We start from the raw sequence: 13970 nt of genomic DNA, 5'->3' as shown, positions 1-13970 counted from the left end.
CGCTCATGGATGGCCCGTGACCTGGCGGTTTCAGCGCCCGGGCACCGCGCAGCCGTCCGGGCCGCAGGCGTCCGCGCCGCCCGAGTCGACGGGCGTCAGCGGGGAACGCTCGCCGTACGCCTGGGTCAGGGCCCGGGTGAAGACCTCGGCGGGCTGGGCGCCGGAGACGCCGTAGGTGCGGTCGAGCACGAAGAACGGCACCCCGTTCGCGCCGAGCTGCGCGGCCTCGTGCTCGTCGGCACGGACCTCGTCGGCGTAGGCGCCCGGGTCGGCGAGGACCGCCCGTGCGGCCTCCGCGTCGAGCCCGGCCTCCACGGCCAGTTCCACCAGCCGCTCGTCGCCCTCGGCGAACAGCGAGCGCTCCTCGGCGAAGTTGGCCCGGTACATCAGGTCCAGCAGCCGCTCCTGGCGGCCGTGGTCCTTGGCGAGGTGCAGCAGCCGGTGCAGGTCGAAGGTGCTGCCGTGGTCGCGGCCCCGGGTGCGGTAGTCGAGCCCCTCTGCGGCGGCCTGTGCGCCCAGGTTGTCCTCGCCGGCCTCGGCCTGGGCCCGGCTCATCCCGTACTTCCTGGTGAGCATGGTGATCACGGGCTGGACGTCGTCCTTGGCGCGGCCGGGGTCGAGCTCGAAGGAGCGGTGCACCACCTCGACCTCGTCGCGGTGCGGGAAGGCCGCGAGCGCCTTCTCGAAGCGGGCCTTGCCCACGTAGCACCAGGGGCAGGCGATGTCGCTCCAGATCTCGACGCGCATGTCTCGGCTCTCTCCGGGTCTCAGGGGGCGGGGGCCGCCTCCGCCGTGTGCATGAGCGTTCAAGCAGTGGTGTTCATTCCCCGGGCACGGTGAAGCGCAGGCACCGGTGGTGGTCGCCGTCGGCGGGCGGGTGCTCCGGGTCCGGCGTCCAGCCCTGACGCGCGTAGAAGGCCTGCGCGCAGGTTGTCCACGTGGACGTCGAGGACGGCCGCGCGCCGGCCGTCGGCACGCCACTGCGCGACGCAGGCCGTGTGCAGGGCGGCGCCGACGCCCCGGCGCCAGTGGCCGGGGTCGACGTGGAACTGGTACGGCTTCACCGTGTCCGCCGGTCCGCCCTCGGGGGTGCGGAAGGAGGCCAGGGCGATGAGGCGTCCCTCCTCGACGACGCACAGCACCCGGCCGGCCGTCCGTACGAGGGCGTCGCGCCAGGCGGCGAGCCAGTCGGTGCCGTCCTCGGGCACCCCGTCCGGGTGGTACGTCGCCCGGACCCGCGCGTGCAGCGCGACGACGTCCTCCCGCGACCAGCGGGTGCTCGATCAGCTCGACGCCGGCCGCGAAGCCGTGCACCAGGCCGAGGACGCCGTCGGGGATGCCGTGCCGGGCGGCGGCGCGGCGCAGCACCTGGCGGCGTACTCGGACAGCGCCGGGTGGTCCGGGTGGGCCTTGACGACGACGGGACACGGCCGCGAGGGCGCTGGCGGTGTCGCCGCCGGGGCCGAGAAGGCGAAGGGGAAGTTCGACGCCGAGTAGACGGCGACGACGCCGAGGGGCACCTTGTAGCGGCGCAGGTCCGGGACGGGCGGGACCGCGGTGTCGTCGGGGTGGTCGATGACGACGTCGAGGAAGGCGCCCTCGTCGACGATGCCGGCCAAGGCCCGCAGCTGGTGGCAGGTGCGGGCGAGTTCGCCGGTCAGCCGGACCGGGCCGAGCGCGGTCTCGGCGTCGGCGGTCTCGACGAGGGAGTCCCGGGCCGCCTCCAGCCTGTCGGCGGCGCTGCGCAGGAAGGCGGCGAGCACGGTACGGTCCGCGAGGGAACCGCGGACCTCGTGCACGGCACGGACGGCGGCGTCGACCTCCTGGGCTGTGGCCTCCACCGCAACCTGCTCGCGCTGCTTCCCGGTTCGGGGGGCGACACTCCAGACTGGCGCTGCTGCCACCGCGGGTCCCTCCACACATGTCATGGCGCAGTACGGGGGTCACCCACCAGGGGCGTTCGATATACTGAACACTGTCTTTGATGGTGAATATGCTGGGGAGACCATTTCCCGACGAACGAAGGGGTCAAGGGCGATGTCGGCTGGCGAGACGGGCGGCGGGGCGCAGGTCAAGTCCGCTGTGCGGACGGTTGAACTGCTCGAACACTTCGCCGGGCGCCCCGGTATGCACTCCCTCGCGGCGGTCCAGGAGGCGGTCGGGTATCCCAAGTCCAGCCTGTACATGCTGCTGCGCACCCTGGTCGAGCTCGGCTGGGTGGAGACCGACGCGACGGGCACGCGGTACGGCATCGGCGTACGGGCGCTGCTCGTCGGCACGTCGTACATCGACGGCGACGAGGTCGTGGCGGCGGCCCGCCCGACGCTGGACCGGCTCTCGGACGACACCACCGAGACGATCCACCTCGCCCGACTCGACGGCACGAACGTCGTCTACCTCGCCACCCGGCAGTCCCAGCACTACCTGCGGCCCTTCACCCGGGTCGGCCGCCGGCTGCCCGCGCACTCCACGTCCCTCGGCAAGGCGCTGCTGAGCACGTACTCCGACGAGCAGGTCCGCACGATGCTCCCGGAGACGCTGCCCGCGCTGACCGAGAACACGATCACCGACCGGGAGAAGCTCATCGAGGAGCTGCACCAGGTGCGCGAGCAGGGTTTCGCCGTGGACCGCGAGGAGAACACGCTGGGGCTGCGCTGCTTCGGCGTGGCGATCCCCTACCGCACGCCCGCCCGGGACGCGATCAGCTGCTCGGTGCCGGTGGCCCGGCTGACCCCGGCGCACGAACAACTGGTGAAGGACGCGCTCTTCGACGCGCGGGACCGGCTGACCCTCGCGACCCGGAGGCTCTGAACACATGCACGTCGCACTGCGCCCCGTCCACGACAGCGATCTGCCGGTGTTCTTCCGGCAGATGAACGACCCGGAGTCGCTGCACATGGCGGCCTTCACCCCGAAGGACCCCGCCGACCGGGACGCCTTCGACGCCCACTGGGCAAGGATCCGCTCCTCGACCGCCGTGCTGCGGACCGTCCTCGCCGACGGGGACGTGGTCGGCAGCGCGGCGGTCTACGGGACGCCGGGCGAGCGCGAGGTGACGTACTGGGTCGACCGCGCGTACTGGGGGAAGGGCATCGCCACGGCGGCGCTGCGGGCCCTGCTCGCCGAGGTGCCGGAGCGCCCGCTGTACGCCCGGGCGGCCGCGGACAACGCGGGGTCGCTGCGGGTACTGGAGAAGTGCGGGTTCCGCGTGGCGGCGGCCGCCCGGGGCTACGCGCAGGCCCGGAGCGCCGAGATCGACGAGACGGTGCTGATCCTGGAGGGCTGAGGCCGTCTCCCCCGCGCGGCGGAGACGGATCGTGCGCGTGCAGGAGGCGCCGCGGGGCCGCCGCACGGGAGCCTGATCGCATGACGCAGTCGATCGCTCCACCCGCCGCTCCCCGGCCCGCCGTCCCGCTCAGCCGTCCCCGGCGGGCCCTGCGCGCCGTGGCCGTCGTCTCCTGTATGCCCTACCTCGGGCTCAAGATCGCCTGGATCGCCGGGAATCACCTCGGGATCCCCGCCGGGAGCGCGCTGCTCGACCACCGCCTGACCATGGCCGTGGTCAACGTCCTGACCGTGCTGCTGGACAGCGCGGCGATCGTGCTGGCGCTGGTGCTGACCCGGCCATGGGGGCTGCGGGTGCCCGCCTGGCTGCTGGCGTTCCCCGTCTGGGTCGCCACCGGGCTGCTCGCGCCGATCACGGCGGGGTTCCCGGCGCAGCTGGTGGTGAGGGCGTTCGGCGCGGAGGGCGCCGGGTCACCGGGGCGCGACGGCTTCCTGCACGAGTGGGTCTTCGCCGTCGTGTACTCGGGGTTCGTCTTCCAGGGACTCGCCCTCGGCGGCCTCTTCGTGCTCTACGCGCGCGACCGCTGGGGGCACCTGTGGCGCGGGAGGGTGTGGGAGTTGCCCGTCGGTGCCCTCGGACCGGCCCATCGCGCCCTCGCCGTCGCCGCCGCCGCGCTCGCCCTGCCGCCGCTCGCCGTGCACCTCGTCTGGGCCTGCGGCGGCACGGCCGGACTCAGCGCGGGCCGGGCCGCGGAGCGCACCGGCGTCTTCCACGTCGTGGAGGCCCTCTTCGCGGTCTTTCTCCTCGCGGCCGTCACCGGGGGTCTGCTGCTGGCCTTCCGGCGGGGCCGGGCCCTGCCCGTCCGGGTGCCGCTGGCACTCGCCTGGGTCGGCTCCGGTGCCGCGGCCTGCTGGGGCGGCTGGCTCCTGCTCACCTCCCTCGCCGCCGTGGAGGACATCGCGGAACGTCCGACGCCGCTGATGAACCTTGTCTACGCTGGGCAGATGCTCGTCGGCTTCCTCGTCGCCGCCCTCGGCGCCTACTACCTCGCGGAGCGTTCGGCCAGGGCCGCGCGGCGGGCGGCGTGATCGGGCTCGCCCGGTTCCTGTTCGGCCGGCGGGCGCGCCTGCGCTGGGTCCATCTGATCCTCGGCGGCGCGCTCGCCATGCCGTACGTCCTGGTCGGCACGTTGATCATCGGCCCGGCCACGGGATCCACCGACGTCTTCGGGTCCTTCCCGCTGCAACTCGCCTCCTTCGGCGTGGGGTTGCCGCTGGCCGCCGTCTCCTCCCTGTTCCCCACGGCCCGGCCGCTGGAGGCCGCCAACGTGCGGTGGCTGTGCGACGTCGACACCGACCGGATCGCCTCGGGCCCGGCCCGGACCTGGGGCGAGCGGGGCCGGACGGCGGCGTGGTTCACATTGCATCTGGGGTTCGGCGGGATCGTCGCGGGGATGTCGCTGGCGCTGCCGCCGTTCGCCGCCGTGCTGATCGTGCTGCCTCTCTTCGCGGGGCTGCGCGACTCCCGGCTCGGGCTGCCCGAACTCCTCGACCACACCTGGGCGTTGGCGCTGGCCCCGGTCGCGGGCGTGGCGTCGCTGCTGGCCCTGGCGGGGTGCGCGGCCGGATGCGGCGCGCTGCTGGCCCGCTGGGCGCCGGTGCTGCTCGCGCCCTCCCCCGCGGACCGGCTCGCCGCCGCCGAGGCACGCGCCGCCGACCTCGCCGTACGCAACCGGCTGGCGCGCGAGCTGCACGACTCGGTCGGTCACGCCCTGAGCGCGGTCACCCTCCAGGCGAGCGCGGCGCGCCGGGTGCTGGGCTCCGACCCGGAGTTCGTCCGTGAGGCCCTCGCCGCGATCGAGGACACGACCCGGCGGACCGTGGGCGAACTCGACGCGGTGCTCGGTGTGCTGCGCGAGGGCGACGCCCCCGGAACGGCCCCGGCACCCACCCTCGCCGCCGACCTCGACGGCCTGCTGTCGCGGACGCGGGCGGGCGGAGCGCGGGTGACGGCCACGGTCGACGCCGACCCGGGGGCACTGCCCACGGTGCTGTCCCGCGAGGCGTACCGCATCGTGCAGGAGGGGCTGAGCAACGCCCTCAGGCACGCCGGCCGCGGGCGGGTCGCCGTGGACGTGCGGATCGCGGTGGCGGACGGGCAGGTGGAGATCACCGTGGAGAACCCGCTGACCGGCCCCGCCGCCCCCCGCCCCGGCGGCGGCCACGGGCTGCGCGGCATCGCGGACCGGGCCAGACTGCTGGGCGGCACGATGACGGCCGGGACCAGGGGGCTGGGCAGCACCGCAGGAGCGGCCGGCTCCGCCGCACCGGCCGAGACAGCCGAAACCACCGGGGCCACCGGGGCCACCGAGACAGCCGCCCCCGCCCCCATCTGGCAACTGCACGTACGTCTGCCCCTGAAGGGATCCGCATGACCCGGCCCGTCCCCCTCCGTGTCGTCCTGGCCGACGACGAGCGCATGGTGCGCTCCGCGCTGCGGGCGATCCTCTCCGCCGAGCCCGATCTGGAGGTGGTGGGCGAGGCGGCCACCGGCGCCGAGGCCGTGGCGGTCGTGCGCGAGCTGCGTCCGGACGTGGTCCTGATGGACGTCCGCATGCCGGAGGTCGACGGGATCCGCGCCACCGAGCAGATCCTGGCCGGCCTGCCGGAGCCTCCCCGGATCATCGTGGTGACGACGTTCGAGAACGACTCCTACGTGTACGACGCGCTGCGCGCCGGAGCCGCCGGATTCCTGCTGAAGCGGGCCGACGCCGACGCGCTCGTGCAGGCGGTCCGGCTGGTGGCGGGCAGCGACAGCCTGCTGTTCCCGGCGGCCGTGCGCACGCTGGCGACCGAGCACGCCCGCGCCCGCCCGGCGCCGCCCGCCTGGGTGGCGAAGCTCACGGCACGCGAGGGCGAGGTGCTGCGGCACATGGCGCAGGGGCTGACCAACGCGGAGATCGCCCGCCGGATGGAGGTCGGTCCCGCCACGGTGAAGTCGCACGTGGCGGCGATCCTGGCCAAGACCGGCACCCGGGACCGCACCCAGGCGGTCATCGCCGCGTACGAGGCGGGTTTCCTGAACGCCGGATGAGAATCCGGACGCCGGGGAACGAACCACCCCACCTCGCTCGTCCTCATCTCCGGGATGAACAAGACGATCAGGCGCGCATCGGTCTTCACGCTGCTGCTGGTGTTGGCCCTGCTGGTCAGGGCGACCTGGGTGCAGTTCTACGAGGGCCGTGCGCTCGCAGAGGACAAGGACAACCGGCGGAACGCCATCGAGACGTACTCGGCGCCGCTCGGGAACATCATCGTGGGCGGCCGGTCGGTCACCGGCTCCGCGCCGACCGGGACGGGCGACCTCCGGTACAAACGGACGTACACGGACGGCGAGCTGTACGCGGCGGTGACGGGATACGCGTCGCAGGCCTACGCCCCGACCCAGCTGGAGGGCATCTACACCGACCTGCTCAACGGCACGGACCCGCGGCTGAGGTCCGTGCTGGACACCCTCACCGGCCGGCGGGCCGACCCGGGCAACGTGGTCACGACGATCGACCCGGACGTGCAGAAGGCGGCCTACGAGGCCCTCGGCGACAAGAAGGGCGGGGCCGTCGCCCTCGACCCGAAGACCGGGAGGATCCTGGCGGTGGTGTCGAGCCCGTCGTACGACCCGTCGGCGCTGACGGACGCCAACACCGCGGGTGCGGCCTGGGAGAAGCTCACCAAGGACCCGGAGAAGCCGCTGATCAACCGCGCACTGCGGCAGCCGCTGCCGCCGGGTTCGACGTTCAAGCTGGTCGTGGCGGCGGCCGCGCTGGAGGACGGTCTGTACACGTCGGTGGACGAGAGGACCGACAGCCCGGACCCGTACACCCTGCCGGGCACCACCCGGGACCTGACCAACGAGAACCCGGACGCGCCCTGCACGAACGCCTCGATCCGCACGGCGCTGCAGTACTCGTGCAACAACGTCTTCGCGAAGATGGCCGTGGCGCTGGGCCAGGACAAGGTGAGGGCGATGGCCGAGAAGTTCGGCTTCAACGACGACCGGCTGGACGTGCCCGTGCGGGCCTACACGAGCGTGTACCCCTCCGACATGAACCCGTCGCAGACCGCGCTGACCGGCATCGGCCAGTTCGACGTCACCGCGACCCCGCTGCAGATGGCCATGGTGTCGGCGGTCCTCGCCAACGGCGGCGAACTGGTCTCGCCGCACATGGTCTCGCGGATCACCGACGGGGGCGGCGGTGTGCTGCGGGACTACGACGACGAGGCGGAGACCAAGGAGATCGTCTCCTCCTCGACGGCCGAGCAGCTGCGGTCGGCGATGCGGACGGTCGTGGAGAAGGGCACCGGCAGCAACGCCCGGGTGCCGGGCGCGACGGTCGGCGGCAAGACCGGTACGGCCCAGCACGGCGAGAACAACAGCCAGGTGCCGTACGCCTGGTTCACGTCGTACGGCACGTCCGACGCGTCGGGCAAGGAGGTCGCCGTGGCGGTGGTGGTCGAGCAGTCGGACGCGGCCCGTTCGGAGGTCAGCGGCAACGGCCTGGCGGCGCCGGTCGCCCGGGCGATGATGGAAGCGGCGCTGAAGGGCTGAACCGGCGCCGGAGGCTGAACCCGCGGCGTCCGGACGGCGTCTGCACGGTGGGGCCGCCCCCTTCCCCCCGGGGGCGGCCCTTCGCCGTGCCGTCGCTCCCGCGGGGCTCGGCTACTTCACTCCCAGGAGCTGTTCGATCGGGTCGATCGCGAAGTACACGACGAACAGCGCCGAGGTCCCCCACAGCAGCCAGTGGATCTCCTTCGCCCTGCCGAGCACGGTCTTGATGACGACGTAGGCGAGGAAGCCGGCGCCGATGCCGTTGGTGATGGAGTAGGTGAACGGCATCACCGCGATGGTGAGAAACGCCGGGACGGCGATGTCGTAGCGCTCCCAGTCGATGTGCTTGACCTGGGTCATCATCAGGAAGCCGACGGCGACCAGGGCCGGGGCGGCGGCCTGGAGAGGGACGATGGTGAGCAGCGGCGTCAGGAACAGCGCGAGGCCGAACAGGCCGCCGGTGACGAGGTTGGAGAAGCCGGTGCGCGCGCCCTCGCCGACGCCGGCCGCGGACTCGATGTAGGAGGTCGCCGAGGAGGCGGAGGCCGCACCGCCCGCGACGGCGGCGGCACCGTCGATCAGCAGGACCCGGCCGAGGTTCGGGACCTTGCCCTCCTCGTCCAGCAGCCCCGCTTCGGCGCTGACGCCGACGACCGTGCCCATGGTGTCGAAGAAGTCGGACAGGATCAGGGTGAACACCAGCAGGACGACGGTGACGACGCCGACGCCGGGGGCGCTGAAGGCGCCGAGGACGTCGAAGTCGCCGAGCAGTCCGAAGTCGGGCGTGTCGACGAGCCGGTCGGGCCAGGAAGGGGTCGTCAGGCCCCAGGTCCTGATGTCCGCCAGGGAGTTGATCACGAGGGCCAGCGCGGTCATGGCGGCGATGCCGATCAGGATGGCGCCCTTGACCTTGCGGGCGAGCAGGGCGACCGTCAGCAGTACGCCGAGGCAGAAGACCAGCATCGGCCAGCCGGTGAGGGTGCCGTCCCCGCCCAGCTGCACGGGGACGGTGGTGTTGGCGGCGTCCGGGATGCGGCTGACGAAGCCGGCGTCGACGAAGCCGATGAAGGCGATGAACAGCCCGATGCCGACGCTGATGGCCTGCTTCAGCGGCTGCGGGATGGCGTGCATGACGGCCTCGCGCAGTCCGGTCACCACCAGCACGCAGATCAGCAGGCCCTCGAGGACGATCAGGCCCATCGCGTCGTCCCAGCTCATCAGCGGGGCGATCTGGAAGGCGACCACGGCGTTCAGGCCGAGTCCGGCGGCCAGGGCGAGGGGCAGGTTGCCGGCGACGCCCATGATGATCGTCATGACGGCGGCCACCAGGGCGGTGGCGGTGGTGAGCTGAGCGGGGTCCAGCTGCTGCCCGGACTGGTCCTTCGCGCTGCCCAGGATGATGGGGTTCAGGACAAGGATGTAGGCCATCGTGAAGAAGGTGGCGAACCCGCCGCGTATCTCCCGGCCGAGGGTGGAGCCCCGTTCGGAGATCCGGAAGAACCGGTCGACGCCGTTGGCCGGGGGCGGGGTGGTGGGCGGCCGGTCGGTGACCTGCTGTGGTTCGGACATCGTGAGGACTCCTCGGTGACGGGCGGATCGGTGTGCGGGTGCTGGCCGGATTGTGCCCGTCCTGAACCCCGTTCGGGTGTTCTTCGTGTTACGGAATCAGAGTTCGGCCCGCCCCACATCGCTCGAAGCTCTGTGCGAAACACCCGGAGATCGCTGCTGCGCTTCCCGATCTCGTCCGGGCCTCCTCCGGGTGACCACATGTCACCTGCACGACGCACACAGGGCGTCCCGGCCGGGGACGGCCGGGACGCTGGACGCGCCCGGGACGGTGACACCGAGGGCCTCGGCGGCGGTCAGGGTGGAGGCGGTGCCCATCGTCATGCAGTGGCCGGGCGAGCGGGCCAGGCCGCTCTCCAGCTCCTGCATCTCGCCGTCGCCTCTGACCGCGGCCCGCTTGGGCGCTGTGGAACTCCCGGTTGGCAGGGGCGCTCGGCGGTGCGGGTGGCGACGTCGGCCCGGGTCAGGGCGTCCCGGGCGGGGTCCAGGGAGGCTCCGCGCCGCACGGCCCGCTTCGGGGCCTCGGGCTCCAGCAGCAGCCGCACGTCGTAGACCTCGCGCCCCATGTCCGCGTCCACCATGCGCGCCGTGACACCCCTGTACTGGCTCATCACGACCAGCCCGGTGCCGGCGAGGGTCTTGGGCGCCTCCCGCACGGGGGTCTCGGACACCTTGAACTGCGCGGTGAGCTCGGTCTCGACCAGCGCCCGTCCCGGGGTCAGCCGCCCGGTCAGGATGCGGTGTTTGATCCCCTCCCGCACGTACTGCGTGCGGGAGGGGATCGGCATGGGCACGGAGGTCATGCGCGCCTCTCGGATCTCGCGTCCCGATGGAACGCGTATCGGATCTCACGTATCGCGTCTCGTATATGACGTACGAAGTACGACGCGATGACGGTGGGAGGGCGCGCTTGCTTCGTCAAGGCTTCCGGCGGGAGAAACTGCACTGGCTTTCTACGGGCGGCGCGTCCATCCCGGGTCGCGGCCGCTCAGGCCCGCGGCCCGGTCCAGCAGGGGCGCCTCGGGGTCGACGGGGACGACCGGGCCGAAGATCTCGCCCCGGCCGGGGTCGTCGGCGCTCGCGGCGAGGAAGTCGTGGCAGGCCCGGAGCGCCGCCGGGTCGGGGGCGTACTCCTGGCCGGTCGCACGGGCCAGGTCCCAGCCGTGGATCACCAGTTCGTCGGTGGCGACGAGTCCCGCGATCCCGCCCGGCAGGTCCACGCCTCCGGCCCGTGTCATGCCGGTCCACGCGGCCGGGTCGCGCCAGGCGTCGGCCAGTTCGGCGAGGACCTTGGGCAGGTCCTCCCGCCAGCCGGGCCCGACGTCCGGCACGGCGGAGTCCGGGCTGGTGCCGGTGGTGACGCCCAGCTCCTTGCGGCCGGCGTCGCGGAAGGCGACGGCCAGCCCCGCCAGGTGCCCCAGCAGGTTGCGCACCGCGTACGCGGGGCAGGGCGTCGGGTCCGCCAGCTGCCCGTCGGTGACGCCCTCGGCCAGGCGTGCCAGGACCGCGGTCTGCGGTCCCAGGTCCAGGGCCGGAACCGGGGTCGGTGTCGTGTCCGTCATCGGCTGCTCCTCGTGGTTCGTTCCTGGGATGCAGACCGGCCGCGCCCCCGGAACTCATCGCCCGGACGCCGCCCGTCCTCCGGGATCGGCCCGGCCTCGGCCCGGACGGTGCCTGCCGGGCGGCGATGCAGCCCCTGGAAGGCAGGCGGTTCCACCTGGTCGGGAGCTCGTCCGGCACACCGGAGACGGGGGTGAGGGCCGGCTCGGCGGCCACCCGTTCCGGCTGGATCCGAGGCACCTTCCCGATCCCCGCGCACCGTCCGCAGCTCCACAGTGGCCAGGCATGACGAGCGAAACGACCTGGCCCCTCGTGCGCGTTCTGCGCGACCGCGACGCGCGCCTGCTCCTGTCCGGCGTGGTGGTCTCCGGCTTCGGCACCTCGGCGCTGTGGCTGGCGTCCGGCGTGTGGGTCAAGGACCTCACCGGCTCGGACGGCCTGGCCGCGCCGTGCCTGCTCGCCCTGTGGCTGCCGGCCCTGGCCGGGCCGCTGCTCGGCCCGGTCGCCGACCGGGCTCGCCGCAAGCGCTTGCTGGTGGGTACGAACCTGCGTAGCGCACGGCGAGCGCGGTGCCGCACCCGGCGCCCGCGACGACGGGCACGCGCCCCTCGGTCGCCGCGACGGCGGCCCGGACGCAGGCGTCGAACTCCTCGGGGGTGAGCGCGTGGAACTGTGCCGCTGCAGGCGAACACGGCGGCGGCCCCGGCCTCCACCCCGTGCCGCACCTGGGTGCGGCAGGCGCCGAGGTCCACCGAGCCGTCGGGAGCGAAGGCGGTGACCGGGAAGAACAGCGGTCCGCCGGTGGTGTCGAGTCGAGCGGCGAGAAGGGCTGGTGCCACAAGGCCCCCCGTTCCACATTCATGATTGTCGTCTATGTTTCTGAACGGCGTCACACCAAGGCGCCCCCGCGGCGCCGGTCAAGCACGCAAACGAGTAATGCACCAGCGGATTCACCCGTCCGCGCCCCCCTTGACGGCCCCGACCCCGGCTCCTTAGCGTGTCCACACATATGAATGCCTCACGCTCCTCTGCATGGTTGGCGATCAAGGAGAACCGAGGATGCCCGCTCCCCGCACCGTCCTGCTCACCGGCGCCGCCGGCGGCCTCGGCACCCTGATGCGGGACCTGCTCCCCGACTACGGCTACGCACTGCGCCTGCTCGACGTGCGACCCGTCGAAGGCGCGGACGCGATCACCGCCGACCTCGCCGACCAGGACGCCGTGCGCGAGGCCGTCCGGGGCGTCGACGCGATCATCCACCTCGCGGGCATCTCCCTGGAAGCCCGCTTCGAGAAGATCCTCAGGGCGAACATCGAGGGCACCTACCACCTCTACGAGGCGGCCCGCCAGGAAGGCGTCGGCCGGATCGTCTTCGCCTCCTCCAACCACGCCGTCGGCTACACCCCCCGCCCCCAGGGCGGCACCCCTCTCGACCCGAGCGCGCTCATCCCGGTCGACACCCCGCGCCGCCCGGACACCTTCTACGGCCTGTCCAAGTGCTTCGGCGAGGACCTCGCCCAGCTCTACTGGGACAAGCACGGCCTGGAGACGGTCTCGGTGCGGATCGGCTCCTGCTTCCCCGAACCGACCAGCGTGCGCATGCTCTCTGTGTGGATGAGCCCCGCCGACGGCGCCCGCCTCTTCCACGCGGCCCTGACGGCCGAGCACGTCGGGCACACCGTCGTCCACGGCTCCTCGGCCAACACCCGGCTGTGGTGGGACCTCGGCACCGCCCGGGCGCTCGGCTACGAACCGCAGGACGACTCCGAGCCGTGGGCCGAGAAGCTCATCGCCGAGCAGGGCGAACTGGACCCGGACAACGAGGCGCACGCCCGCCTCGGCGGCCACTTCGTGACGGACCCGCCGATCTGGCCCGACTGACCGGAAAGAGTCGCCGGACCAGGGCGGGCGGGCACCGAACGGGCCCGCCCGCCTCCGCATTCGGGCACCGCCGCTGCCCGATCCCACGCCCCCGGCGGCACCGGCGCAGGTCCGCAGCGGGCACCCCCCGGGCCGAACGGGCACAACCGGGCAGCATCGGGCCCACAACAGGCCTGGTCACCACCGCTTCACCGCTGTAGAAATTCCCCCACGGGCCGCACCGGGCCCGAACGGGCAGCACAAGCGGAAGACGGGTGCCGGCATGAGCACGAGGACGGCGGAAGAACGCCAGCGCGAGATCGTGCTGGCGGCCCGCCGGGACGGCGCGGTCGACGTCACCGTCCTCGCCGCCGCACTGGGCGTGGCCAAGGAGACCGTGCGGCGGGACCTGCGCGTCCTGGAGGACCACGGCCTGCTCCGCCGCACCCACGGCGGCGCCTACCCGGTGGAGAGCGCCGGCTTCGAGACCACGCTCGCCTTCCGCGCCACCAGCCACGTCCCCGAGAAGCGCCGGATCGCGGCCGCCGCGGCCGAACTGCTCGGGGACGCCGAGAGCGTCTTCGTCGACGAGGGCTTCACCCCGCAGCTCATCGCCGAGGCGCTCCCCCGGGACCGGCCGCTGACCGTGGTCACCGCGTCCCTGCCGGTCGCGGGCGCGCTGGCCGAGAGCGACAGCGTCTCCGTGCTGCTGCTCGGCGGCCGGGTCCGCTCCGGCACCCTCGCCACCGTGGACCACTGGACGACGAAGATGCTCACCGGCTTCGTCCTCGACCTCGCGTTCATCGGCGCCAACGGCATCTCCCGCGAGCACGGCCTCACCACCCCCGACCCGGCCGTCAGCGACGTCAAGGCGCAAGCGATCCGGGCCGCCCGCCGGACCGTCTTCGCGGGCGTCCACACCAAGTTCGGAGCGGTCAGCTTCTGCCGGTTCGCCGAGATCGGCGCACTGGAGACGATCGTGACGAGCACCCTGCTGCCCTCGGCCGAGGCCCACCGCTACTCCCTGCTGGGACCCCAGGTCATCCGCGTCTGACGCACGAGCCGCACCCCGCGGACGCCACCCGACAAGGCA

General features: G+C 73.1%; 12 protein-coding genes and 5 pseudogenes. 9 read left to right on the top strand and 8 right to left on the bottom strand.

Annotated features, from left to right (window positions below):
• Nucleotides 1–30: 30 nt before the first annotated feature.
• From ACFW6P_RS25025 to ACFW6P_RS25015, 3 genes and pseudogenes are all read right to left on the bottom strand, one after another.
• Nucleotides 31–747 carry a DsbA family oxidoreductase gene (locus tag ACFW6P_RS25025; protein ID WP_386358459.1) on the bottom strand — a complete coding sequence of 239 codons (717 nt, stop codon included), beginning with the start codon at nt 745–747 and terminating at the stop codon, nt 31–33.
• Nucleotides 748–820: 73 nt separating this feature from the next.
• Nucleotides 821–1247, bottom strand: a pseudogene (locus ACFW6P_RS25020) (GNAT family N-acetyltransferase).
• 36 nt (nt 1248–1283) lie between these two features.
• A complete protein-coding gene (locus tag ACFW6P_RS25015) occupies nt 1284–1841 on the bottom strand; it encodes an aldehyde dehydrogenase family protein (RefSeq protein WP_386424853.1) in 558 nt (185 codons plus the stop codon).
• A gap of 196 nt (nt 1842–2037) precedes the next feature.
• Here ACFW6P_RS25015 and ACFW6P_RS25010 point away from each other — a divergent pair, with 196 nt between their 5' ends.
• The 6 genes from ACFW6P_RS25010 (at nt 2038) to ACFW6P_RS24985 (ending at nt 7891) form a co-directional block, all read left to right on the top strand.
• Nucleotides 2038–2811, top strand: coding sequence for an IclR family transcriptional regulator (locus ACFW6P_RS25010; RefSeq protein WP_386358455.1), 774 nt, complete (start codon nt 2038–2040; stop codon nt 2809–2811).
• Between the two features lie 4 nt (nt 2812–2815).
• A complete protein-coding gene (locus ACFW6P_RS25005) occupies nt 2816–3286 on the top strand; it encodes a GNAT family N-acetyltransferase (protein ID WP_386358454.1) in 471 nt (156 codons plus the stop codon).
• A gap of 80 nt (nt 3287–3366) precedes the next feature.
• A complete protein-coding gene (locus ACFW6P_RS25000; RefSeq protein WP_386424850.1) occupies nt 3367–4374 on the top strand; it encodes a hypothetical protein in 1008 nt (335 codons plus the stop codon).
• Nucleotides 4371–5720 carry a sensor histidine kinase gene (locus ACFW6P_RS24995; RefSeq protein ID WP_386358450.1) on the top strand — a complete coding sequence of 450 codons (1350 nt, stop codon included), beginning with the start codon at nt 4371–4373 and terminating at the stop codon, nt 5718–5720. The genes ACFW6P_RS25000 and ACFW6P_RS24995 overlap by 4 nt, the downstream gene beginning before the upstream one ends.
• Complete coding sequence (locus ACFW6P_RS24990; protein WP_386424847.1) at nt 5717–6379, top strand: response regulator; 663 nt, start codon at nt 5717–5719, stop codon at nt 6377–6379. The genes ACFW6P_RS24995 and ACFW6P_RS24990 overlap by 4 nt, the downstream gene beginning before the upstream one ends.
• A gap of 54 nt (nt 6380–6433) precedes the next feature.
• Nucleotides 6434–7891, top strand: a complete 1458-nt coding sequence (locus tag ACFW6P_RS24985) for a peptidoglycan D,D-transpeptidase FtsI family protein (RefSeq protein ID WP_386424845.1) — start codon at nt 6434–6436, stop codon at nt 7889–7891.
• Between the two features lie 111 nt (nt 7892–8002).
• Here ACFW6P_RS24985 and ACFW6P_RS24980 read toward each other — a convergent pair whose 3' ends face one another.
• The 4 genes and pseudogenes from ACFW6P_RS24980 to ACFW6P_RS24965 form a co-directional block, all read right to left on the bottom strand.
• A complete protein-coding gene (locus ACFW6P_RS24980; protein ID WP_386358444.1) occupies nt 8003–9460 on the bottom strand; it encodes an NCS2 family permease in 1458 nt (485 codons plus the stop codon).
• A gap of 210 nt (nt 9461–9670) precedes the next feature.
• A pseudogene (locus tag ACFW6P_RS24975) lies at nt 9671–9856 on the bottom strand (dihydroxy-acid dehydratase); the annotation flags it as partial.
• A 1-nt stretch (nt 9857) separates the two neighbouring features.
• Nucleotides 9858–10260, bottom strand: a pseudogene (locus tag ACFW6P_RS24970) (GntR family transcriptional regulator); the annotation flags it as partial.
• Nucleotides 10261–10410: 150 nt separating this feature from the next.
• Entirely contained in the window at nt 10411–11019 is a 609-nt protein-coding gene (locus tag ACFW6P_RS24965) for a TIGR03086 family metal-binding protein (RefSeq protein WP_386358442.1), read from the bottom strand.
• Nucleotides 11020–11302: 283 nt separating this feature from the next.
• Here ACFW6P_RS24965 and ACFW6P_RS24960 point away from each other — a divergent pair.
• Nucleotides 11303–11566: pseudogene (locus ACFW6P_RS24960) on the top strand (MFS transporter); the annotation flags it as partial.
• Here ACFW6P_RS24960 and ACFW6P_RS24955 read toward each other — a convergent pair.
• Nucleotides 11535–11856, bottom strand: a pseudogene (locus tag ACFW6P_RS24955) (dihydrodipicolinate synthase family protein); the annotation flags it as partial. The pseudogenes ACFW6P_RS24960 and ACFW6P_RS24955 sit on opposite strands and share 32 nt — an antisense overlap.
• A gap of 220 nt (nt 11857–12076) precedes the next feature.
• Here ACFW6P_RS24955 and ACFW6P_RS24950 point away from each other — a divergent pair.
• On the top strand, nt 12077–12898 hold the full coding sequence (locus ACFW6P_RS24950) for an NAD-dependent epimerase/dehydratase family protein (RefSeq protein WP_386358440.1): 822 nt from the start codon (nt 12077–12079) through the stop codon (nt 12896–12898).
• A gap of 262 nt (nt 12899–13160) precedes the next feature.
• A complete protein-coding gene (locus tag ACFW6P_RS24945) occupies nt 13161–13931 on the top strand; it encodes a DeoR/GlpR family DNA-binding transcription regulator (RefSeq protein WP_386358438.1) in 771 nt (256 codons plus the stop codon).
• Nucleotides 13932–13970 lie beyond the last annotated feature (39 nt).

The organism is Streptomyces sp. NPDC058741 (genome assembly GCF_042746715.1).
Classification (GTDB): Bacteria; Actinomycetota; Actinomycetes; order Streptomycetales; family Streptomycetaceae; genus Streptomyces.
This window is presented reverse-complemented; position numbering and strand designations above follow the sequence as displayed.

Excerpts from the sequence above, each read along its gene's own strand:
- ACFW6P_RS25025 (WP_386358459.1), bottom strand. The coding sequence starts at position 747 with ATGCGCGTCGAGATCTGGAGCGACATCGCCTGCCCCTGGTGCTACGTG.
- ACFW6P_RS25010 (WP_386358455.1), top strand. The coding sequence starts at position 2,038 with ATGTCGGCTGGCGAGACGGGCGGCGGGGCGCAGGTCAAGTCCGCTGTG.
- ACFW6P_RS25005 (WP_386358454.1), top strand. The coding sequence starts at position 2,816 with ATGCACGTCGCACTGCGCCCCGTCCACGACAGCGATCTGCCGGTGTTC.
- ACFW6P_RS25000 (WP_386424850.1), top strand. The coding sequence starts at position 3,367 with ATGACGCAGTCGATCGCTCCACCCGCCGCTCCCCGGCCCGCCGTCCCG.
- ACFW6P_RS24990 (WP_386424847.1), top strand. The coding sequence starts at position 5,717 with ATGACCCGGCCCGTCCCCCTCCGTGTCGTCCTGGCCGACGACGAGCGC.
- ACFW6P_RS24985 (WP_386424845.1), top strand. The coding sequence starts at position 6,434 with ATGAACAAGACGATCAGGCGCGCATCGGTCTTCACGCTGCTGCTGGTG.
- ACFW6P_RS24980 (WP_386358444.1), bottom strand. The coding sequence starts at position 9,460 with ATGTCCGAACCACAGCAGGTCACCGACCGGCCGCCCACCACCCCGCCC.
- ACFW6P_RS24965 (WP_386358442.1), bottom strand. The coding sequence starts at position 11,019 with ATGACGGACACGACACCGACCCCGGTTCCGGCCCTGGACCTGGGACCG.
- ACFW6P_RS24950 (WP_386358440.1), top strand. The coding sequence starts at position 12,077 with ATGCCCGCTCCCCGCACCGTCCTGCTCACCGGCGCCGCCGGCGGCCTC.
- ACFW6P_RS24945 (WP_386358438.1), top strand. The coding sequence starts at position 13,161 with ATGAGCACGAGGACGGCGGAAGAACGCCAGCGCGAGATCGTGCTGGCG.